Origin of the sequence: Pseudactinotalea sp. Z1739, assembly GCF_049725055.1 — a bacterium.
Lineage (GTDB): Bacteria > Actinomycetota > Actinomycetes > Actinomycetales > Beutenbergiaceae > CALKWS01.
In genome coordinates this window covers 291,731-312,585 of sequence record NZ_JBMPQA010000004.1, presented here as the reverse complement: position 1 = coordinate 312,585, position 20,855 = coordinate 291,731, and the positions used below count along the sequence as shown (strand labels likewise).

Genomic DNA, 20,855 nt, shown 5'->3' with positions numbered 1-20,855 from the left:
ATCCTGAAGCAGCCCATGTCCACGAGGCCGAACTCGCGCGGTCGGCGGAGGTGCTTCGTCCAACGATCCCTCCGGGACAGTTCATGCGCACAGCCTGATCGAGTTCCGGGCATCCTTCTGCCCCCGGACGACGTGGCCCTCCTGTGATCGCTGACGGCGTTCCCGCCTACTTCGGTAACACCGGATCCTCTCGCTCCGAGTTCCTATGCCGGGCCCCGATCCACGTGTGCAGATCAGGCATCACCGTCGATTCCTGCCAGTCCGGCCAAAGGACGGCTGAACTTTCCTCGGGTCAAGCCGATTCTTGAGCCGCGACCGCGGCCGCAGCAGGCACTTCGGGCATACCTAGCAGGAGGAACGTCGGCTCCGCATTGCGGCTGTTCCAACCAGTTCAGCCGTTTGCGGCGCGTGCGGCGCGTACCAGATCACGAGCAAGCTCCTCTGCGGTGCCGAGTCCACACCAGGTTCCCCACAGAACCTCCGCCATCCGGAAGCGATTCGTACGTACGTACTACGCTGATGAACCGACGCTTCGTGGCGATGCTCCACGCACAGACCACATCGGGCCCGTGAGCCTCAGGCCTTCTCCGCACGCACCTGCACGATTCGGGTGACCTCACCATCGCCGAGCAAGTCCACCTCGTGCACCTGCGTCTGCCCGCCGCCGTGTGACCGCAAGACCTTGCGCGCATCGGCGACCTCGGCCGCGGCCCGCCCGCCCTTCTGGGCGATCAGGGACCCACCGGGGGCCACCAGCGGCATCGTGATCGGCACCAACTTCTTCATTACCGCCACCGCCCGGGCGGTGACAGCCTCGAACGAGACCCGGCCGTGCAGTTCTTCAGCGCGCACCTGGTGCAGCGTCACGTTGTCCAGGTCCAACTCGTCGACCACTCCCGTCAGCCACGCGACCCGCCGCTCCATCGGCTCGATCAGATGGAACTCCAGATCCGGGCGGATCAACGCGAGAACCATCCCCGGCAGGCCCGCGCCGGAACCAACATCGGCCACGCTGCCCGACTGCGGTAGGAACGGGGCTACGGCGGCGCTGTTCAGAACGTGACGAGGCCACAGTCGCTCGAGTTCCCGGGGTCCGATCAGGCCGCGTTCCTCCCCGTGCTCGGCGAGCAGCTCACCGAACCGGACCGCACCGGCGTAGCCCAGTCCCAGAATCTCGCGGCTGCGCTCCGGGTTGGTGACCTCCCAGGACATCACCACCTCCCGTCCAGCGGTCGCCGGACCGGACGACGCAGCGGCTTCACGAGGACTCGGCCCTGATCACCACTCGCCGGTGGGGTTCCACACCTTCGGAGTCGCTCACCAACTCGGCCGCCGCGACCGCGTCGTGGACCACCTTGCGCTCGAACGGATTCATCGACGGCAACGAGACCTCCTCACCGGTGCTCCTGACCTGCGCGATCGCCTGTTCGGCCAACTCCGTCAACTCCCGGCGCCGACCTGCCCGGTGCCCGGCGATGTCGAGCATCAGCCGGCTGCGCTCACCGGTGCTGGTCTGCACCGCCAGGCGCGTCAGTTCCTGCAGAGCGTCCAGCACCTCACCATCGGAGCCCACCAGTCGGGACAGCCGCGCCTGGGAGTCGGACTCCGCCACGATCTCGACGGCGGCTCGGCCGTGGTCGATATCCAACTCGATGTCACCGTCGAGGTCGACGATGTCGAGGAACTCCTCCAGGTAGTCCGCGGCGATCTCACCCTCCTCCTCCAGGCGGGAGGTGGTGCGATCGGCGGTGTCGGCGCCGACGGCGTCAGCCGGTTCAAGGCGCGCAGCGGTCTGTTCAGTCATGGAGTGACGGGTCCTTTGGCTCAGCGACGGGACTTCTTCTGCTTGCGCTTCTTGCGCTTCTTGCTATTTCCGGGCTTGCCACCCGGGTGATTCTTCCGGCCGCTCGCGGCGGCGGCAGAGGCATGGTGGGCACTGCCGGGCTGGTCCGAATCCTGGTCGGTTGACGAACCATCCTGATTGGACGGCGCGGAATCCTTGGCATCGGCCTCCGGGGCTTGGGCGTCCTTCCCGGCAGCGCCCTTCCCGGCCACGTCCTTCCCGGCAGGGGAGACCGCGTCGTCGGGATCCTCCTCACCCGCGAGCACCTCCCCGGGGCGCACCCCGAGCTTCTTCGCCCGGGCCTTACCCACTGGCTGCTGTCGTTGGCCGCGCGGCTTCTCGGGCTCCGGCTCCTCCTCGCTGTCCTCCAGGGGCTGGCCCTTCTTCTCCGCCTTGCGGGCCTTGCGCTCCTCCCACTTGCGGTAGGCCTCCGAGCCCGGCGTCGGGTTGTTCCGGATCACGTACCACTGCTGGCCCAGGGACCACACGTTGGTGGTGGTCCAGTAGATCAGCACACCGATCGGGAAGTTGACCCCGGTCACGGCGAACACCACCGGCAGGATGTACATCAGCATCCGCTGCTGACGCGCCATCGGATTGTCCTGTGCCGACGCCGGCATGTTCTTCATGGTCAACTGACGCTGCGTGAACAGCATCGTCAACGACATCATGATGATGAGGATGACCGAGACGATCTTCGGCTCGAGGCCTTCGGAGTGCAGGAAGGTCGAGGAAAGCGTGGCGCCGAAGAAGTCCGCCGCCTCGAACTCGACCGCCAGTTCCTGGGTGAGTCCCCCGATGCTGGTGCCATCGCCGCGGGGGTAGTTGCCCTCGGCCAGCACCGGCATCGACCACAGCACCCGGAACAGGGCGAAGAAGATCGGCATCTGCGCCAGGATCGGCAGGCACGACGCGAACGGGGTGGTGCCGTGCTCGCGGTACAGCGCCATCATTTCCTGCTGCATCGCCTGGCGTGAGGCCGGGTCGGTCTTACCCTTGTACTTCTTCTGGATCTTCTGCATGTCCGGCTGCAGGATCTGCATTCCTCGCGAGGCCTTGATCTGCTTCACGAAGAGCGGGATCAGCAGGATCCGGATCGCGATCACCAGCGCCACGATCGACAGCGCCCACGTCAACCCGCCGGCTGAATCGAGCCCGAGCCAGGTCAGGAAGTCGTGCGCGCCGACCATGATCCAGGCCACGACCCATTTGATCGGCCACAGCAGGTTGTCGAAGAAACTCATGGAGAAGCGCTCTTTCGCTACGTCAGGTCGCGGTCCGCGCCGTCATGGTGCGTCCGCTTCGAATGGCCCGGAAGGCTGTCTATGAGGGTACGTGCTGATCGAGGGTGCTCCGGTACGTGGTCCACCCCGCCCAGCGACCAAGGGTTGCACCGCAGCACCCGCCACACCGCCAGCCCGAACCCCCGGATCAGGCCCTGCTTGCGCAACGCGTCGACGGCATAGTTGGAACACGAGGGGTAGTACCGGCACCGCGGTGCGAACCAGGGAGAGACAACCGCCTGGTAGGCCCGCACCAGTCCGATCAGCACTCGCGGGGCCAGACCGGGCCTACCGACGGTCATGCCGCCACCGTCCTGGAACCTCGCCGCACGGCCCGGCTCACCTGGGCGTTGGCATCGGCCCGCAACTGCCCGAACGTGGCCGACGCTGCCGGCGGCCGGGCGCGCATCACCAGGCCGGCGCCCGCGGGCACGTCCCGCAGGATCTCAGCCATGATCGCTCGCAGCCGACGGCGCACCCTGTTGCGTTGCACCGCCCCACCTACCGCCTTGGAAACCACGAAACCCACCCGGGCCGGTCCGGCCGGGGTGGGGTCGTCGTCGAGCAGGGCGTGCACCACCAGATAGCGACCGGCGCTGCGGCCGCCACCACCGATGGTGTCGGCGAACTCAGCGCTGCGCCGCATCCGGTGCGATGCCGGCAACACCGCGACTCAGGCGGAGATCTCCTGGCGTCCCTTACGACGGCGGGAGGCCAGGATCGCGCGGCCGGCACGGGTGCGCATACGGTGCCGGAAGCCGTGCTTGCGGGCTCGGCGCCGGTTGTTCGGCTGGAAGGTGCGCTTGCTCACGGGTGTACTCCAAGACGTTCGACGATTCGCACCGCCGGGGGAAGTGGGAGTGCGTCAAGATTCTCACGGCACTCGGCGGCGTCCTCGGTGGCATCGACGTTGTGGACGCGAACCCCCTGAAGGACACGGCACTGGGCCGCACAGACTGGCTCACGATACGTGAGTGCCGAACCAGCGGTCAAACCTCGTGACCAGCATCACCGGCTATCGCAGGCCTCCGGCCTCCTGTGCTGCTGCCACCGTACTCCAGGCCCGCTCCACCGCCTCGGCGCCGCGGACACGATCCCCCTCCGGGGCCAGGTCGGTGCGGACCGAAGCCGGTCTCACAGCCGATACCGATAGCGCGGCCCCCGCACCCGCGGAGGGGTTAGGCTGCCACAACGTACTGTCCACAGTCCTGGTCCGATGGTCACCCCTATGGCGGGGCACCATGCACAGCCTGTGGATAGGCTTGTGGATCGTCCGTGTCTATCCGTGTCCCTGGGGGAGCCGTGTCTGAACCATCACTGGATCCCGGTGCCCTCGGAGCCGGATGGGACCGCGCGATCGAGATCCTCACCGACCGTGGTGAGCTCAGCGGCGCCCAGTTGGCGTTCATCCGACTGACCAAACCGCTCGGAATCATCGACGACACCGTGCTGCTGGCCGTGCCGAGCGACTTCGCCAAGGACTTCATCGAAACCCGGGCCCGCGACTCGATCACCAACTCTCTGTCCGCGGCACTGTCCCAGAACGTCAAGATGGCCGTCACCGTGGACCCTTCCCTGGAGGAGGTCGCGCCGGCAGAGGTCGCCACCGCTGAACCCGAGACGCCCACCGTGGCCAGCCCGGTGCGGCCCGCGCCGGCGCCCCCGGCCACCAACGACACCTACTCCAACGACACCTACTCCACCGGGGTGGACCCGCATGCGCGGCTGAACCCGAACTACACCTTCGAAACGTTCGTGATCGGCTCGTCCAACCGGTTCGCCCACGCCGCCGCGACCGCCGTGGCCGAAGCCCCGGCCAAGGCGTACAACCCGCTGTTCATCTACGGTGACTCGGGGCTGGGCAAGACCCACCTGTTGCACGCGATCGGGCACTACGCCAAGAACCTGTACCCGGGCATCCGAGTTCGGTACGTCAACTCCGAGGAGTTCACCAACGACTTCATCAACTCCATCCGCGATGATAAGGCCGAGGCTTTCCAGCGCCGGTACCGCGAGGTCGAGGTGCTGCTCATCGACGACATCCAGTTCCTGCAGGGCAAGGAACAGACGATGGAGGAGTTCTTCCACACCTTCAACACCCTGCACAACGCGAACAAGCAGGTGGTGATCACCTCCGACCTGCCGCCGAAGCAACTCACCGGGTTCGAGGGCAGGCTGCGGTCCCGGTTCGAGTGGGGTCTGCTCACCGACGTCCAGCCGCCCGACCTGGAGACCCGCATCGCCATCCTGCGCAAGAAGGCGGGCAGTGAGTCGCTGCAGGCCTCCAGTGACGTGCTGGAGTACATCGCCTCGAAGATCTCCTCCAACATCCGTGAGCTCGAGGGCGCCCTGATCCGGGTGACCGCCTTCGCCAACCTCAACCGCCAGACGGTGGACATGTCCCTGGCCGAGATGGTTCTGAAGGACCTGATCACCGACGACGACGGAGCCGAGATCACCCCCTCGGCGATCATGGCCCAGACCGCCACCTACTTCGGGGTCACCATCGAGGCACTGTGCAGCGCGGACCGGTCCCGGGTACTGGTGAACGCCCGCCAGATCGCGATGTACCTGTGTCGCGAACTCACCGAACTCTCCCTGCCCAAGATCGGTCAGTTGTTCGGAGGACGTGACCACACCACCGTGATGCACGCCAACAAGAAGATCCGTCAACAGATGGCCGAACGGCGCTCCACCTTCAACCAGGTCACGGAACTGACCAACCGGATCAAGCAGCAGCACCGCAACTAACTCCCCGTCCGGTGCTCAGCGCACCACACGGTTGCTGCGTTCCCACACGGCTGTCTCCTCGCGGGGCCGACCGCATCCGCCGCGATCACCGGTCCCACGGCAGCCTCCGCGTGACTCGAATGCACAGTTGTGGATAGGGGTGTGGATAGACGTGGACAGACGCTCCGGATCGGTGGACCGACCCCCCGTTGTCGTGGGTGAGCGCTGTGCACCGGCGCCTCCCTCCACACCCGGCCCGTGGCCCTGTGCATTTCCCCACGCGCTGGCTACACAGCCCGCCACCCATGCTGACCTGCGGCGATGGCGGTTATCCCCATGATCCCCAGGACCGAAGACGATGATGATCCTTCTCTCCATCATCCGGCTGTGAACAACCAACATCAGGGTCTCGTGCCAAGACCTCGTTGGCTCCGGCCTCGCGAACACGGTGAACAAGGACCGAACAACCGCTGAATGAGGTGCAACATTCCACAGCCGGTTCCACCCCGCCGCACAGCGGTGCCCACCACGGCCCCGAATCCTCACTATGATCACAGGACGCACGCTCGTCGAGGCGCTGGTCCTGCGAGCCGTGAACGACAGGGGCCCCACCCGGCCCGAACCCAATTCCCGCTCAGGAGGGCCGACATCGTGAAGTTCAGGGTCGAGCGAGATGTCCTGGCCGAAGCCGTCACCTGGACCGCACGAACCTTGCCCACCCGGCCCCCGGTCCCGGTGCTGGCCGGGGTGATGCTCGAGGCCGATGCCCAGGGCTCGCTGCGGCTGTCCACCTTCGATTACGAGGTCTCGGCCCGGGCCGAGGTGCCCGCCGAGGTGAGTGAACCCGGATCTGTGCTGGTGCTGGGCCGTCTCCTCGCGGAGATCTCCCGGTCGCTTCCGAACAAGCCGATCGACGTGCAGGTGGATGAGTCCAAGGTGGAACTGCGCTGCGGATCGGCCCGGTTCACGTTGCTGACGATGCCCACCGGCGAGTACCCGGAACTGCCACAGATGCCCGAACGACTCGGAAGCATCGATGGCGCCGCGTTCGCCCAGGCGATCAACCAGGTCACCATCGCCGCGGGTCGTGATGAGACGCTGCCACTACTCACCGGGGTGCGGATGGAGATCGAGGGCGAGAAACTCACGCTGCTGGCCACCGACCGGTACCGGCTGGCGATGCGGCAGCTGACCTGGTCCCCCTCCAGCCCCTCGGCCGAGCAGGTCGCCCTGGTGCGGGCCCGGACCCTGTCCGACGTGGCACGGAACATGGCCGGCGGCGGCTCGGTCGACGTCTCCCTGGGCGAGGGTTCCGACATCGTGGGATTCGAGGCCGGCGGCCGGCGCACCACAAGCCTGCTGGTGGACGGGGAGTACCCGCCGGTGCGCAGGCTGTTCCCGGAGTCCACCAGCACCACCACGGTCACCAACACCGCCGAGCTGATCGAGGCGACCAAGCGCGTGGCCCTCGTCGCCGAGCGGAATACCCCGATCCGGCTGTCCTTCTCCGAGGGCCAGGTGGTGCTCGAGGCCGGGCAGGGCGACGACGCGCAAGCCTCCGAGGCGCTCGAGTCGGTGCTGGAGGGTGAGGACATCACCACCGCGTTCAACCCGCAGTACCTGCTGGACGGGTTGGGCGCGCTGGGGACCGAGTACGTGCGGTTGTCGTTGAACCATCCCACCAAGCCGGTCCTGATGACTGGTCAGGACGAGCAGCACGGCGAGGACCACGCAGAGGAGTTCCGCTATCTGCTGGTGCCGATCCGCTTCGCAGGCTGATTCCGGGCGTGCAGGTCCCGACCGCGACCGCGGGCCCGGAGTGAGGCACCGGCGGCGGCGATCTACAGTGGCTGGGTAATGTACGTCTCCGATCTGGCCCTGACCGACTTCCGCTCCTACTCCCAGGTGGTGCTGTCCCTGGAGGAGGGCATCACGGCGCTGGTCGGGAGCAACGGGCAGGGCAAGACCAACGTGATCGAGTCCCTGGGGTACCTGGCCACGTTCTCCTCCCACCGGGTGGCCGGGGACCAGGCCCTGGTGCGTGCCGGCGCCGAGCGAGCCGTCGTGGCGGCCAAGATCGTCCGCGACACCAGGCCACGGGTGCTGGAACTGGAGATCGTGTCGGGCAAGGCCAACCGCGGTCGGATCAACCGCTCGCCCGTGCAGCGGGTGCGCGAGTTGCTCGGCCACCTACGGACCGTGCTGTTCGCCCCGGAGGACCTGGCCCTGGTGAAGGGCGATCCGGACGGACGGCGCCGCTTTCTCGATGACCTTCTGATCCAGCGTGATCCCAAAATCGCCGTTGTGCGCAGCGATTACGACCGGGTGATTCGCCAGCGCAACGCACTGCTGAAGTCCGCCGGTGCGGCGCGTCGCTCCGGAGGGGGCGGGGACCTGCGCACCCTGGATGTGTGGGACGAGAAGGCCGCCGCCGGTGGTGCGGCGCTGGTGTCGGCCAGGGTGCGTGCCATCCGTGACCTGCGCGAGCACGTGGCCAGTGCCTATGACAACGTCTCCGGTGGGGCCGGCCCGGCTGTGATCGGGTACCGCTCCAGTATGGTCGAGCACAGTCCCGACCAGGCGCAGCCCGCCACCGATGACGGCGATGCTGAGGCCGAACTCACCGACACGACGCTGGTCCAGGCGCGGCTGGTGGAGGCGATGTCCCGGTTGCGCACGCGGGAGATCGAGCGGGGCGTGAGCCTGGTGGGCCCGCACCGGGACGACCTGACGCTGGCCATCGGCGGTCTGCCCGCCAAGGGCTACGCCAGCCACGGCGAGTCCTGGTCCCTGGCTCTGGCGCTGCGCCTGGCCTGCTACGAACTGCTGCGCACCGAGGACACCTTCGAGGCGGATGGCGAGCCGGTACTCATCCTCGACGACGTGTTCGCCGAACTCGATACCGGCCGGCGTACCCGGTTGGCCGGAATGGTGGCCGGGGCCCAGCAGGTGCTGATCACCGCTGCCGTGGCCGGCGACATACCCGAGGAACTGGCCGGTGCCCGGGTGGACGTGGCCGATGGGACACTGACCCGTGTCCGCTGAGGATCCAGACGCCGAGGGCCGGCCCGCCCAGGATCGACGCGTCGCGGACCAGGCAGCCACCGGTGCCGGCCCCGCCCCGGACGTGGACGACGCTCCGCGGATTGCGCTGGCGCAGGCGCGCGAGGCAGCCCGTGCCAAGGGACTGCGACCGGGCAGCCCGGGACGCCGTCGTCGTCCCCTGGACGCGGGCCGCAACGCCGCTGCGGGTTCCCCGGGTGCGGCACGCGACCCGCAGCTCCTGGGTGAGACCACCGCAGACCTGAGCCGCACGCTGGGATGGAGCCAACCGCTCTCCATCGGTGGGGTGATCGGACGGTGGCCGGACGTGGTCGGTGAACAGATCGCGCAGCGGTGCACCCCGGAGACCTTCATCGACGGCGATCTGGTGGTGCGCGCCGACTCCACCGCCTGGGCCACCCAGATCCGGTTGCTGCTGCCCCAACTCGAGCGCCGCCTCGCCGAGGAGGTCGGGGAAGGCGTCGTGACCTCCATCCAGGTGCTCGGTCCCGGAGGCCCTACGTGGCGCAAGGGACCGCGGAACGTGCGCGGTCGTGGGCCGCGGGACACCTACGGCTGAACCCGCCTCCCGGGCGTGTGGAGCGCGCTTTCCGGGCTCGGTCGTGCGCCCGGGGGGTGAAGACCACCACATCCCGGCAACTCCCTGTGGATAACGTCTGTGGATAGTCGAGTTCGACGCCGATCCGCGATAGAATCGAGCGACCTGTCCCAGGGGTGGAAATGCCCTCATTCACGGCGCGATGCCGTGGCTGACCTACGACGTGCAGTCGTATGGTGCGGACGCCAGATGTGACGAGGAGCGCCAGGACGAGTGGCTGATCAGACGAGCGTGCCGGAACCCGAGAACGTTGTTCCCCCGCAGGACACCTCCAACCCGGCAGGCTCCGATTACGGCGCAGCCAACATCACCGTTCTGGAGGGCCTGGAAGCGGTCCGCAAGCGCCCCGGGATGTACGTCGGTTCCACCGGCGAGCGCGGGTTGCACCACCTGGTCTATGAGGTGGTGGACAACTCCGTCGACGAGGCGATGGCGGGGTACTGCGACCAGATCGACATCACCATCCTGGCCGACGGCGGGATCCGGGTGCGCGACAACGGCCGCGGCATCCCAGTGGACGTCATGTCGGGGGAGGGACGGCCGGCTGTGGAGGTGGTGCTGACCGTCCTGCACGCCGGAGGCAAGTTCGGCGGCGGCGGGTACGCGGTCTCCGGTGGTTTGCACGGCGTGGGTGTCTCAGTGGTCAACGCCCTGTCCGCCCGGCTGGAGGTGGAGGTGCGCCGCCAGGGGTACGTCTGGCGGCAGCGCTACCACCAGGGTGTGCCCGAGGGCGACCTGGCCAAGGGTGAGGCCACCGACGAGCACGGCACCACCGTGACGTTCTGGGCGGACGGGGAGATCTTCGAGACCACCGAGTTCGACTTCGAGACACTGAGGTCCCGGTTCCAGCAGACGGCCTTCCTGAACAAGGGCCTGGGGCTGACGCTGCGCGATGACCGGGAGACGGACGTCGAGGATGAGGTCGCCGGCGGTGCGCACCAGCCGGCCGAGGGGGAGGAACGCACCCGTTCGGTGGCCTACAAGTACGACGGTGGCCTGGTGGACTACGTCAAGCACCTCACCAGCGCCAAGCGCGCCGACATGATCCACCCCGAGGTGATCTCCTTCGAGTCCGAGGATCCCGACCGGGTGATCTCCCTGGACATCGCGATGCAGTGGACCGGTGCGTACTCCGAGAGCGTGCACACCTACGCCAACATGATCAACACCTCCGAGGGCGGGACCCACGAGGAAGGGTTCCGGTCGGCCCTGACCACACTGGTGAACCGGTACGCACGGGAGAAGAACCTGCTCAAGGAGAAGGACGAGAACCTCACCGGCGAGGACATCCGTGAGGGACTGACCGCGGTCATCTCGATCAAGCTCGGAGAGCCACAGTTCGAGGGGCAGACCAAGACCAAGCTCGGCAACACCGAGGCCCGCACCTTCACCCAGAAGGTGGTTTTCGACGAACTGGGCAACTGGCTGGAGTCCCATCCGAACGAGTCCCGGGACGTGATCCGCAAGGCGATTCAGGCCGCCGCCGCCCGGATGGCCGCCCGCAAGGCCCGCGAGGCCACCCGGCGCAAGGGCCTGCTCGAGGGCGGGGGCCTGCCGGGCAAGCTCAAGGACTGTTCCAGCCGCGATGCCTCGATCTCGGAGATCTTCATCGTCGAGGGTGACTCCGCCGGTGGCTCGGCGGTGCAGGGACGTAACCCCGAGACCCAGGCGATCCTGCCGATCCGCGGCAAGATCCTGAACGTGGAGAAGGCCCGCATCGACAAGGCCCTGGCGAACCAGGAGGTGCAGGCGCTGATCACCGCGTTCGGTACCGGCATCGGTGAGGACTTCGACCTGGCCAAGCTGCGCTATCACAAGATCGTGCTGATGGCCGACGCCGATGTGGACGGCCAGCACATCGCCACCCTGCTGCTGACCTTGTTGTTCCGGTACATGCGGCCGCTGCTGGAGCACGGGTACGTGTACCTGGCACAGCCACCGCTGTACCGGCTGAAGTGGACCAACGCCGAGCACCAGTACGTCTACTCCGACAAGGAACGCGACGTCCTGCTGGTTGAGGGCCAAGCGAAGAACTGGCGCCTGCCCAAGGACGCCGGCATCCAGCGGTACAAGGGCCTTGGTGAGATGAACTACCGGGAACTGTGGGAGACCACGATGAACCCCGACAGCCGCACCCTGCGGCAGGTGACCATCGGGGAGGCCGCGGCGGCCGATGAGATCTTCTCCATCCTGATGGGTGAGGACGTGGAGTCGCGCCGCTCGTTCATCCAGCGCAACGCCCGCGACGTGCGCTTCCTGGACATCTGAGCGGCGCGCGCAGCCCCTGCCTTCTTCTGACCTGCCGAGTTAAGGACCCGAGTGAGCGAACACATCCCGACCACTGACCGCATCGACCAGGTGGACCTGCAACTGGAGATGCAGCGCTCCTACCTCGACTACGCGATGAGCGTGATCGTGGGCCGGGCGCTACCCAGCGTGCGGGACGGCCTCAAGCCGGTGCACCGCCGGGTGCTGTACGCCATGTACGACGGCGGCTACCGCCCCGACTCGGGCTACTCCAAGTGCTCGCGGGTGGTCGGGGACGTGATGGGCCAGTTCCACCCCCACGGTGACTCGGCGATCTACGACGCCCTGGTGCGCTTGGTGCAGCCCTGGTCGATGCGCTACCCGCTGGTGGCCGGGCAGGGGAACTTCGGCTCCCCCGGTGACGACGGAGCTGCCGCACCCCGGTACACCGAGTGCCGGATGGCCCCGCTGGCCATGGAGATGGTGCGCGACATCGACAAGGGCACGGTGGACTTCGGGGACAACTACGACGGCCGCACCCAGGAACCGCTGGTATTGCCGGCCCGGTTCCCGAACCTGCTGGTGAACGGGTCGGCCGGGATCGCGGTGGGGATGGCCACCAACATTCCCCCGCACAACCTGCGCGAGGTCGCCTCCGGGGTGCAGTGGCTGCTGGAGAATCCCGAGGCCAGCGCCGAGGAACTCCTGGATGCTCTGTTGGCGCGGATCAAGGGCCCGGACTTTCCCACCGGCGCGCAGATCCTGGGTCTGCGCGGCATCGAGGACGCCTACCGCACCGGTCGCGGCTCGATCATCATGCGCGCGGTGGTCGAGGTGGAGGAGCTCCAGGGGCGCACCTGCCTGGTGGTCAGCGAGTTGCCCTACCAGGTCAACCCCGACACGCTGGCCGCCAAGATCGCCGACCTGATCCGCGACGGCCGGATCCAGGGCGTGGCCGACATCCGCGATGAGACCTCCGGGCGCGCCGGGCAGCGCCTGGTGATCGTGCTCAAGCGGGACGCTGTAGCCAAGGTGGTGCTGAACAACCTCTACAAGCACACCCAGTTGCAGACCACGTTCGGGGCGAACATGCTCGCCCTCGTCGACGATGTGCCGCGCACCCTGAGCCTGGACGCGTTCGTGCGGCACTGGGTGGACCACCAGCTCGACGTGATCGTGCGGCGTACCCGGTGGCTGCTGCGGCGCGCGGAGGAGCGCATCCACATCCTGCGCGGGTTGATCAAGGCGCTGGACGCACTCGATGAGGTGATCGCGCTGATCCGTGCCTCGCGCACGGTGGACGCCGCACGCACCGGGCTGATGGAGATGCTCGACATCGATGAGGTGCAGTCCAACGCCATCCTGGAGATGCAGTTGCGCCGCCTGGCGGCCCTGGAGCGTCAGAAGATCCTGGATGAGCACGCCGCCCTGGAGCGCGAGATCGCCGACTACCAGGACATCCTGGCCTCACCGCAGCGCCAGCGCAGCATCGTGGGCGATGAGCTCGCCGAAGTGGTGGACAAGTACGGCGACGAACGCCGCTCCCACATCCTGCCCTTCGACGGCGATCTGTCCATCGAGGACCTCATCCCGGAGGAAGAGGTGGTCGTGACGATCACCCGCGGCGGGTACGCCAAGCGGACCCGCACCGATGCCTACCGCACCCAGCACCGGGGTGGGAAGGGTGTGCGCGGGGCGCAGTTGCGTGGTGATGATGTGGTGGAGCACTTCTTCGTCACCACCACCCACCACTGGTTGCTGTTCTTCACCACGCTGGGGCGGGTGTACCGGGTCAAGGGCTATGAGGTGCCCGAGGGTGGCCGCGACGCCAAGGGCCAACACGTGGCGAACATGCTGGCGCTGCAGCCCGATGAGACCATCGCCCAGGTGCTCGACATCACCGACTACGACCAGGCCGACTACCTGGTGCTGGCCACCAAGCGTGGTCTGGTGAAGAAGACCCGCCTGGGTGATTACGACTCCTCCCGCACCGGCGGCGTCATCGCGATCAATCTGCGCGACAACGGCGACGGGCCCGATGAGGTGGTCTCGGCGCGCCTGGTCGACGCCGATGAGGACCTGATGCTGGTCTCCCGCAAGGGTCAGTCGCTGCGGTTCGCCGCGACCGATGCGGCACTGCGCCCGACCGGGCGGGCCACGTCCGGGGTGACCGGGATGAAGTTCCGCGAGGACGACTCGTTGCTGTCCATGGTGGTGGTGCGCGATGAGGACGATGACCTGTTCGTGGTCACCGAGGGCGGATTCGCCAAGCGCACGGCGCTGCGCGAGTACCGGGTGCAGGGCCGTGGGGGCCTGGGCATCAAGGTCGCCAACCTGGTCGAGGCCCGTGGTGACCTGGTCGGGGCGCTGATCACCGCGGCCGACGACGAGGTGCTGCTGATCATGGAGCGCGGCAAGATCGTGCGTTCGGCCGTGGGTGAGGTCTCCCGCACCGGCCGCACCACCCAGGGTGTCACCTTCGCCAAGCCCGACGCCGGCGACCGGATCATCGGCATGGCCCTGAACCTCGAACTGGCTGCCGAGGTGGCCGGGGAGGTCGTACCGGAGGACGCCGACGACGCGGACGCGGGGCCCGGGCCCGCCGATTCAGAATCCGGCGCGGCGCAAACCGACGCTGCACAGAGCGGCGCTGATGGCGTACCGTCTTCGGGTAGCACCGCGGACGGGGACGCGACCTCGGCCGGTGAGAACGCGGAAGAAGGACACTGATGAGCGACAGTAGCGGGACCACGACCGGTCCGGTTCGCACCACCGCCTTCCCGCACACCGCGACGGCGAAGGTGCAGGGCGGCTCCAGCAGCCGGCCGAACTCGACGGCGTCGGCTGGTTCCAGCAGCCGGCCCCAGGGTTCTCGGCCACGCGATCCCGGTGCTCGTACCGCCCGGCCCGCCGGCCGGGGAGGCGGACCACGCCGGGTGCGCCTGGCGGTGTCCCGGGTGGACCCGTGGTCGGTGATGAAGCTGGCCTTCCTGATGTCGATCGCGATCGGCATCGGGATCGTCATCGCCACCGCCGTGATCTGGTGGGTGCTGAACCAGATGGAGGTCTTCGCCCAGCTGCGGGGGCTGCTCGAGGAGGCCGAGGCGATGGCCCAGTTCGGGCCCCTGTTGGAGTACCTGGAGTTCTCTCGGGTGATGTCGGTGGCCACCGTGATCGCCATCGTGGACATCGCCCTGCTCACCGCGTTGGCCACCCTGGGCGCGTTCATCTACAACATCGTCGCCGCCATGGTCGGGGGCCTGCACCTCACCCTCACCGACGACTGATCCTGGCCGTCACCGCGACACCTACCGCCCCACACATCCGCCCTCGGGCGGACAGTGTGATCAGGCTCGCACCGGTTCCGTTTTGGTCCGGCAGGTGCCCCTGGGGTAGTCTCGGTCGGCGTCCACACCTGTAGTTCGTGGACGTTGCCACGGGCCTATAGCTCAGACGGTTAGAGCGCTTCCCTGATAAGGAAGAGGTCGCTGGTTCGAGTCCAGCTAGGCCCACCATCGAACCGAACGGAAGGTGAGGACGATGAGGAAGACGCTTCTGTTCCTCGTGACGGCCATCGGCGGCGTCCTCGTCTGGCGTCGGCTCGAGGAGCAGCGCTCCGGCCGGGAGATGTGGCACGAGGTCACCGATCCGGTGCCGACGCGGAACAACTGACGCTCCACCACTGCACACGGGGCCATGGCGCAATTGGTAGCGCACCTGCTTTGCAAGCAGGGGGTTGCGGGTTCGAGTCCCGCTGGCTCCACCATTTACCGCATGATTGCAACGATTGTAGTGCGCGGGGCGGGTGGCGAGAACCGGCCGGGTAACGCCTAGTGTGCAGCCATGGCAAGGCCGGATCATCCGGCATTGTCACAGAGCCGTGACGTATGACGGTGTTACGGTGCCGATACACAGATACCGCGCAGGGGCGGAATACACCGGAACATGCGCCCGCTATTCCCACTTACGGGGCGCAACCAGGGGGCTTCAGCGCCCGCGCTCTTCGCTGACGGAGTTCGCTCCGTCAACCGTGAGGAGTTGACCTGTGATGTATGACGCGCCTTCACCGGCGAGGAACGCGATTGCGTACGCTACCTCGTCTGCGGTGCCGGACCTGCCGACGGGGGTGGCCGCGCCCATCTCCCGCTCGTAATCGGAGGCGGATGCAGTGTCGATCCACCCCGGGGCGACCGCGTTCACCGTGATGCCCGCCGCGGCCGCGTCGATCGCCGTCGCGCGCGTCAGTCCGACGACGCCGGCCTTCGCTGCGTGGTAGGCAACGTCGCCGGCGTAGGCAGCGACGGGCCCCGATACCGATGACACGTTGACGATGCGGCCGTAGCCGGCGGCCTGCATCAGGCCCGCCACCGCCCGGGTCATCAGGAACGACGTGGTCAGGTTTCGATCGAGTGAAGCATGCCAGTGGTCGCGAGACAGTCCGTCGATCGAGCCGGAAGCGTACGAGTCGGACACGGAAGTCATCCCGGCGTTGTTGACGAGGATGTCCACGCCCCCGAACGAGTCCCATGCGCACGCGACAACGGCGTCCACACCGGCCTGATCAGTGAGGTCGGCGACCACCCCTTCCGCTCGAATTCCGGCGGCGCGCAACTCTGCGACGCGTTCGAAGATGCGATCCGTTGTTGATGTGATCACCACGCGACATCCGCCGGCGCCGAGAAGGCGGGCTGCCGCGAACCCGATCCCCTGGGCGCTTCCCGCACCGGTGATGATGGCGCCTCGTGATCTTTGCGTGATCATGGTGAACCTTCCGTCTACTTGTTGCCCGGAGACCATTCACCGCGGCCAACATGGTGAACTCCTCGGGATGGTGGGCACACGCTCAGTTCCTCCGGTGGTCGCCGGTCTTGCCGTCTCGTCAGGCTCGCGCAGGTGGTGGCACCTTCGCATCGGTGGAAGCCACCTACGTCTCAGCCGGGCCGTCACTGTGCCGCGGGAGGTGCTCTCCGCACGAGCGGGCCGCGCATGAGCGGAAGGACTGCGGCCGGGTTGGCGAACGTGTTCGAGACTAACGGCGGCGGGAGGCGCAGGTGATGCACGTGCGCACCGCCGGGCGAGCCTGCAGTCGTTCCCTGGCGATGGGTTCATCGCAGTTCTCGCAGCGTCCATAGGTGCCCTCGGCCAGTTTCGCCAACGCGGCATCCACCCCGGCCAGGTGACGGTTGGCGGAGTCGAGCAACGCCGTGGTCTGGGACCGCTCGAACGCGATCGTGGATCCCTCGGGGTCGTGCTCGTCGTCGGTGGCACTGAGCCGGGCACTGTCGACGATCGAGGTGAAATCCCGGGTCAGCGCCGCGATCCGGCGTACCGTCTGCTCCCGGTCGGCGGCCAGGAGATCACCGAAGCCGGCGCGGTCGTCTGGCAGGGCGGCATCGTCCATCAGAAGATTCACGATCCCAGGTCAATGCGGCAACGAGAATCTGGCCGGGTTGATCGTGGCCAGATCCCGCAGGTAGGCGCCCTGGCGCGGATCCGCCCAGGCGTCGTCGTCGTTGTCCTCCAGCACCCAGGTGCCCTCTTCCCAGAACATGTGGTCCAGCGCGGCCGGCCACAGGTCTCGCTCCGCAGGGGTCAGCGTGACGTGCTCGGCGTAGCCGGCGTAGAAGGCCTGCCACTCGGTCTCGGTGAACAGGCGGCCGGGGGCACTCGGGGACTCGTGGTGGAACAACACCACCGCCATCGCCAGATCGAACAGCCGGGGTTCGAGCCCGCCATTGTCCGGATCCACCAGCACCGGCGGGGCATAGATCAGGTTCGCCGCCTTGAAGTCGCTGCTCACACCCGCCCGCGGGAGCGTAGTGTCCGCGCTGCGCAACATCGGGAAGGACTCCTGCCACCACCGGTCAGCGAGTGCGGTGACGGCGCCCAGCGCGTGCTCGCCGGCCCGCGGCCCGAGCATCGCCGGCAGCCGTGTGCCCAGGGTGGCCAGGTCCGTCTCCACCTCCGCCCGCGTGGTCCCGGGCCAGGCGTAGGGTCGGAGCGCCTGGAGGACCGAGGTGTCGAGGGGCGTGGCGTGGATCCGTCCGAGCAGGGAGCCGGCGGCGCGCACATCGCCCAGATCCTGCGCGGCATAGGCGCGGCCCGTTAGGAACGGATACACCACGCACCAGTCGTCCTGTACCTGCGCCGGGTTGGCCAGCGCGAGTTCGACCGGGGTCACCACCGGCACCCCCTCGTGCACCAAGGCACGGGTCCAGCGGGCCATCGCCTCGGCCCGCCGGGCTGAGGGGGCGGTGCGCTTGACGACGACGTCGCGGCCATCGGCAGTGCGGGCGCGGTGCACGCATGCCCATGGCGACAGGGAATCGGCGTGCACCTCGACCAGGCCGAAGGTGCGGGCCAGCACGGTGGGTTCAACGGTGCACATCGGCAATCCTCTCGTCGCGCGTGTTCAGCACGACCTAACACTGCCGTGCAGCCGGTTGTCATCTCCGGCGGTCCCGGTGATGATCGGAGAAGGCGGCAACGAGTGCCGGCACCAGCGTCGTGATCGGCCCGGGCCGTTCGTGTCAGTGGTGAGACACCGGTAACCCGGCCGGGGTCTGCGACCTACACGGAGGATCCGATGACGGAGTACAAGCCCTACCTGATCAGCCTGATGCAACCGGACGGCCCCCCGCCCGAGCAGGGAGTCCTCGATGAGGTGATGGCCCTGCCCACCGAGGTTCGACCGATCGCGGCCATCTCCGACCTCTGAGGTCGCGATGTCCGTGCCCGGAACCCACGCCGTCGAGCAGACCTTTCGCGAGGAGCACGCTCGCGCGGTCTCGGTTCTGACCCGCGTCCTCGGCGATCTCACCCTCGCCGAGGACGCGGTGGCCGAGGCGTTCACCGTCGCGTGCCGGCGGTGGCCCCGTGACGGTGTCCCGCCCAGCCCGGCGGGCTGGATCATCACCACCGCCCGGCGCAAGGCGGTGGACCAGATGCGTCGGGAGGCCAACCGCGAGCGCAAACACCTCGAGGCCGCCCTGCTGCAGGAACCCGAGCCGGCAGCATCGCCCGGCGTGATCGGTGATGACCTGCTCCGGCTGATCTTCACCTGCTGCCACCCCGCGCTGTCCCGGCCCGCCCAGGTTGCGCTCACACTGCGCCTACTGGGCGGCATGCGAACCGCGGAGATAGCCCGGGCGTTCCTGGTCAGCGAATCGGCGATGGCTCGGCGCCTGGTCCGGGCCAAGGCCAAGATCCGTGACGCCGGGATCCCGTATGAGGTGCCGCAGGCAGCCGACCTGGAGCAGCGCTGGGTGGTGGTGCTGGACGTGCTCTACCTGATCTACAACGAGGGTTATGTCGCCACCGAGGGCCCCGGGCTGGGGCGTGACGAGTTGTGTGCGCAGGCGCTGCGCCTGACCCGCATGGTGGTGGACCTGACCCCTGGCGGGCACGAACCGGTGGGACTGCTCGCGCTGTTGTTGTTGCTGCAGTCCCGGCGCACGGCGCGGATCGGTCCCGAGGGAGAGGCGGTGCTGCTGGCTGACCAGGACCGGGCCCGGTGGGACCAGCAGATGGTGTTGGAGGCGCTGGAACTGCTGCGGGCGATTCCCCAGCACGCGCCGGCGGGGCCCTACCGCCTGCAGGCGGCGATCAACGCGGTACACGCCGGCGCCACCAGCATCGCCGACACCGACTGGGCCCAGCTGGTCCTGCTCTACGACGCGCTGCTGCAGGTTCGGCCCTCCCACGTCGTGAGGCTGAACCGGGCGGTAGCGGTCGCGGAGGCCGGCGACCCGGCGGCTGCCTGGCGCGCCCTCCAGGAACTCGACCTGGATGGCTACTCCCCCTACTACGCCGTCTGCGGGTACGTCCTGGCCATGCTCGGCCGGCCGGCGAAGGCGCGGGATTACTACGACGCCGCGATCGTGCGGACCCGCAACGGTGCGGAACGGGCGGCACTGCGCCGCCGCCGTGATGCGCTCGGGCGCTGAGCCGGCAGCGCTCTCACCGCCGCGTGCGCTGGCGTCCTGCCGGCGGTCCCGGCGTCACCAGCGATGGTGCACGTGCGGGCGGACCAGGTCGTCGTAGATGCGCCGCACCCCGGCGAAGTGCTCGTCGGTGAGTGAGGGCATCTGCGCAACCGCCGCGTTCGCCCGGGCCTGGTCGGGGGTGCTGGCCCCCGGGATCACGGTGGAGACCCCGGGCTGGTCCATCACCCAGCGCAGGGCGAACTGGGACAGGGTCATGCCCTCCGGCACCAGTTCGCGTAGGTGGGCCACTGCGGAGAGGCCGACGTCGTAGGGCACCCCGGCGAAGGTCTCACCGATGTCGAAGGCTTCTCCGCGGCGGTTGAAGTTGCGGTGGTCGTCGGCGGCGAAGGTGGTCCGGGCGTCGAAGCGGCCCGAGAGCAACCCGGATGCCAGCGGCACCCGGGCGATGATCCCGACCCCGCGCGTGCGCGCGGTGGGCAGCACCCGTTCCAGGGGCTTGAGGCGCAGGCAGTTCAGGATGATCTGCACCGTCGCCACATTCGGCCGGGCGATCGCGATCAGTGCCTGCTCGGTGGTCTCCACCGACACGCCGTAGGACGCGATCAGCCCTTCCTCGACCAACCCGTCCAGGGCCGAGAAGACGTCGTCATCCTCCAGCACCGCGGTGGGCGGGCAGTGCAGTTGGACCAGGTCGATCCGGTCCACGCCCAGGTTCGAGCGGGAGTCGTTCAACCAGGCGCGGAAGTTCTCCTCGGTGTAGTTCTCCGGGAGTTGATCCACCCGGCGTCCCACCTTGGTGGCCACGAACACCGGAGGATGGTCCCCGGCGAGGTACTCCCCGATGAAGCGCTCGCTACGTCCGGAGCCGTACACGTCGGCGGTGTCGATGAAGGTGACACCTGCATCGGTGGCCGCCCGGACCACCTGGCGGGCGTCGTCGTCGGCCACCGTGCCCCAGGCATCGCCGATCTGCCAGGCGCCGAGCCCGATCATGCTCACGTCGTGTCCGGTACGTCCCAAGGTGGCCGTCTGCATACCTATGACCGTAGCGGCTCGGGCCCACCACGGCGAAACACCGCACACCCCGGTAGGGCAGGAGCTCCCCAAGTTCGCCCTTCCGCTCGGGCGCCGGGCGGTGGCACCAT

At 68.0% G+C, this 20,855-nt stretch carries 20 protein-coding genes and 2 tRNA genes; 12 read left to right on the top strand and 10 right to left on the bottom strand.

Annotation, left to right across the window (positions count from 1 at the left end; translation table 11 throughout):
- Positions 1 to 576 precede the first annotated feature (576 nt).
- Genes rsmG through rpmH form a run of 6 tightly spaced genes read right to left on the bottom strand, consistent with a single transcriptional unit; the run spans position 577 to position 3,937 of the window.
- Positions 577 to 1,212 (bottom strand): 16S rRNA (guanine(527)-N(7))-methyltransferase RsmG, encoded by a 636-nt coding sequence (gene rsmG, locus ACO0LV_RS07585; protein ID WP_424787271.1) that lies wholly within the window; start codon positions 1,210 to 1,212, stop codon positions 577 to 579.
- Between the two features lie 46 nt (positions 1,213 to 1,258).
- Entirely contained in the window at positions 1,259 to 1,804 is a 546-nt protein-coding gene (locus ACO0LV_RS07580; RefSeq protein WP_424787270.1) for a protein jag, read from the bottom strand.
- Between the two features lie 20 nt (positions 1,805 to 1,824).
- Positions 1,825 to 3,087: a membrane protein insertase YidC gene (gene yidC, locus ACO0LV_RS07575; protein WP_424787269.1), complete on the bottom strand. Its 1,263-nt coding sequence runs from the start codon at positions 3,085 to 3,087 to the stop codon at positions 1,825 to 1,827.
- Positions 3,088 to 3,104: 17 nt separating this feature from the next.
- Positions 3,105 to 3,428, bottom strand: a complete 324-nt coding sequence (gene yidD / locus ACO0LV_RS07570; protein ID WP_424787268.1) for a membrane protein insertion efficiency factor YidD — start codon at positions 3,426 to 3,428, stop codon at positions 3,105 to 3,107.
- A complete protein-coding gene (rnpA, locus tag ACO0LV_RS07565; protein ID WP_424787267.1) occupies positions 3,425 to 3,772 on the bottom strand; it encodes a ribonuclease P protein component in 348 nt (115 codons plus the stop codon). Before rnpA ends, yidD begins: the two co-directional genes overlap by 4 nt.
- 27 nt (positions 3,773 to 3,799) lie before the next feature.
- A complete protein-coding gene (gene rpmH / locus ACO0LV_RS07560) occupies positions 3,800 to 3,937 on the bottom strand; it encodes a 50S ribosomal protein L34 (protein ID WP_424787266.1) in 138 nt (45 codons plus the stop codon).
- Between the two features lie 491 nt (positions 3,938 to 4,428).
- On the opposite strand from rpmH, the gene dnaA reads away from it, so the two are divergent.
- From dnaA to ACO0LV_RS07510, 10 genes are all read left to right on the top strand, one after another.
- Complete coding sequence (gene dnaA / locus ACO0LV_RS07555; RefSeq protein ID WP_424787265.1) at positions 4,429 to 5,877, top strand: chromosomal replication initiator protein DnaA; 1,449 nt, start codon at positions 4,429 to 4,431, stop codon at positions 5,875 to 5,877.
- A 630-nt stretch (positions 5,878 to 6,507) separates the two neighbouring features.
- The gene (dnaN, locus tag ACO0LV_RS07550) at positions 6,508 to 7,635 is read left to right on the top strand and encodes a DNA polymerase III subunit beta (RefSeq protein ID WP_424787264.1); all 1,128 of its coding nucleotides are present in this window, start codon (positions 6,508 to 6,510) and stop codon (positions 7,633 to 7,635) included.
- Between the two features lie 78 nt (positions 7,636 to 7,713).
- Positions 7,714 to 8,901: a DNA replication/repair protein RecF gene (recF, locus tag ACO0LV_RS07545; protein WP_424787263.1), complete on the top strand. Its 1,188-nt coding sequence runs from the start codon at positions 7,714 to 7,716 to the stop codon at positions 8,899 to 8,901.
- Complete coding sequence (locus ACO0LV_RS07540; RefSeq protein ID WP_424787262.1) at positions 8,891 to 9,478, top strand: DUF721 domain-containing protein; 588 nt, start codon at positions 8,891 to 8,893, stop codon at positions 9,476 to 9,478. The genes recF and ACO0LV_RS07540 overlap by 11 nt, the downstream gene beginning before the upstream one ends.
- Positions 9,479 to 9,748: 270 nt before the next feature.
- Complete coding sequence (gyrB, locus tag ACO0LV_RS07535; protein ID WP_424787314.1) at positions 9,749 to 11,785, top strand: DNA topoisomerase (ATP-hydrolyzing) subunit B; 2,037 nt, start codon at positions 9,749 to 9,751, stop codon at positions 11,783 to 11,785.
- Positions 11,786 to 11,893: 108 nt separating this feature from the next.
- A complete protein-coding gene (gyrA, locus tag ACO0LV_RS07530; RefSeq protein WP_424787313.1) occupies positions 11,894 to 14,494 on the top strand; it encodes a DNA gyrase subunit A in 2,601 nt (866 codons plus the stop codon).
- Positions 14,494 to 15,051, top strand: a complete 558-nt coding sequence (locus ACO0LV_RS07525) for a DUF3566 domain-containing protein (protein ID WP_424787261.1) — start codon at positions 14,494 to 14,496, stop codon at positions 15,049 to 15,051. Before gyrA ends, ACO0LV_RS07525 begins: the two co-directional genes overlap by 1 nt.
- 151 nt (positions 15,052 to 15,202) lie before the next feature.
- Positions 15,203 to 15,279, top strand: a tRNA-Ile gene (locus ACO0LV_RS07520).
- A gap of 25 nt (positions 15,280 to 15,304) precedes the next feature.
- The gene (locus ACO0LV_RS07515) at positions 15,305 to 15,436 is read left to right on the top strand and encodes a DLW-39 family protein (protein WP_424787260.1); all 132 of its coding nucleotides are present in this window, start codon (positions 15,305 to 15,307) and stop codon (positions 15,434 to 15,436) included.
- Between the two features lie 18 nt (positions 15,437 to 15,454).
- A tRNA-Ala gene (locus ACO0LV_RS07510) sits at positions 15,455 to 15,530 on the top strand.
- Positions 15,531 to 15,751: 221 nt separating this feature from the next.
- Here ACO0LV_RS07510 and ACO0LV_RS07505 read toward each other — a convergent pair.
- The 3 genes from ACO0LV_RS07505 to ACO0LV_RS07495 form a co-directional block, all read right to left on the bottom strand.
- Positions 15,752 to 16,525, bottom strand: coding sequence for an SDR family NAD(P)-dependent oxidoreductase (locus tag ACO0LV_RS07505; RefSeq protein ID WP_424787259.1), 774 nt, complete (start codon positions 16,523 to 16,525; stop codon positions 15,752 to 15,754).
- Positions 16,526 to 16,793: 268 nt separating this feature from the next.
- Positions 16,794 to 17,165, bottom strand: a complete 372-nt coding sequence (locus ACO0LV_RS07500; protein WP_424787258.1) for a TraR/DksA family transcriptional regulator — start codon at positions 17,163 to 17,165, stop codon at positions 16,794 to 16,796.
- Between the two features lie 21 nt (positions 17,166 to 17,186).
- On the bottom strand, positions 17,187 to 18,152 hold the full coding sequence (locus ACO0LV_RS07495) for a phosphotransferase enzyme family protein (protein WP_424787257.1): 966 nt from the start codon (positions 18,150 to 18,152) through the stop codon (positions 17,187 to 17,189).
- 198 nt (positions 18,153 to 18,350) lie between these two features.
- Between ACO0LV_RS07495 and ACO0LV_RS07490 the strand changes: the two genes are divergently transcribed.
- Entirely contained in the window at positions 18,351 to 18,482 is a 132-nt protein-coding gene (locus ACO0LV_RS07490; protein ID WP_424787256.1) for a hypothetical protein, read from the top strand.
- 7 nt (positions 18,483 to 18,489) lie between these two features.
- On the top strand, positions 18,490 to 19,710 hold the full coding sequence (locus tag ACO0LV_RS07485) for an RNA polymerase sigma factor (protein WP_424787255.1): 1,221 nt from the start codon (positions 18,490 to 18,492) through the stop codon (positions 19,708 to 19,710).
- Between the two features lie 54 nt (positions 19,711 to 19,764).
- On the opposite strand, the gene ACO0LV_RS07480 is transcribed toward ACO0LV_RS07485, so the two are convergent.
- A complete protein-coding gene (locus ACO0LV_RS07480) occupies positions 19,765 to 20,745 on the bottom strand; it encodes an aldo/keto reductase (protein ID WP_424787254.1) in 981 nt (326 codons plus the stop codon).
- Positions 20,746 to 20,855: the final 110 nt, after the last annotated feature.

Coding starts and splice junctions, on each gene's coding strand:
- rsmG (WP_424787271.1), bottom strand. CDS start 1,212: ATGTCCTGGGAGGTCACCAACCCGGAGCGCAGCCGCGAGATTCTGGGA.
- ACO0LV_RS07580 (WP_424787270.1), bottom strand. CDS start 1,804: ATGACTGAACAGACCGCTGCGCGCCTTGAACCGGCTGACGCCGTCGGC.
- yidC (WP_424787269.1), bottom strand. CDS start 3,087: ATGAGTTTCTTCGACAACCTGCTGTGGCCGATCAAATGGGTCGTGGCC.
- yidD (WP_424787268.1), bottom strand. CDS start 3,428: ATGACCGTCGGTAGGCCCGGTCTGGCCCCGCGAGTGCTGATCGGACTG.
- rnpA (WP_424787267.1), bottom strand. CDS start 3,772: ATGCGGCGCAGCGCTGAGTTCGCCGACACCATCGGTGGTGGCGGCCGC.
- recF (WP_424787263.1), top strand. CDS start 7,714: ATGTACGTCTCCGATCTGGCCCTGACCGACTTCCGCTCCTACTCCCAG.
- gyrA (WP_424787313.1), top strand. CDS start 11,894: ATGCAGCGCTCCTACCTCGACTACGCGATGAGCGTGATCGTGGGCCGG.
- ACO0LV_RS07525 (WP_424787261.1), top strand. CDS start 14,494: ATGAGCGACAGTAGCGGGACCACGACCGGTCCGGTTCGCACCACCGCC.
- ACO0LV_RS07515 (WP_424787260.1), top strand. CDS start 15,305: ATGAGGAAGACGCTTCTGTTCCTCGTGACGGCCATCGGCGGCGTCCTC.
- ACO0LV_RS07505 (WP_424787259.1), bottom strand. CDS start 16,525: ATGATCACGCAAAGATCACGAGGCGCCATCATCACCGGTGCGGGAAGC.
- ACO0LV_RS07500 (WP_424787258.1), bottom strand. CDS start 17,165: ATGGACGATGCCGCCCTGCCAGACGACCGCGCCGGCTTCGGTGATCTC.
- ACO0LV_RS07495 (WP_424787257.1), bottom strand. CDS start 18,152: ATGTGCACCGTTGAACCCACCGTGCTGGCCCGCACCTTCGGCCTGGTC.
- ACO0LV_RS07490 (WP_424787256.1), top strand. CDS start 18,351: ATGACGGAGTACAAGCCCTACCTGATCAGCCTGATGCAACCGGACGGC.
- ACO0LV_RS07485 (WP_424787255.1), top strand. CDS start 18,490: ATGTCCGTGCCCGGAACCCACGCCGTCGAGCAGACCTTTCGCGAGGAG.
- ACO0LV_RS07480 (WP_424787254.1), bottom strand. CDS start 20,745: ATGCAGACGGCCACCTTGGGACGTACCGGACACGACGTGAGCATGATC.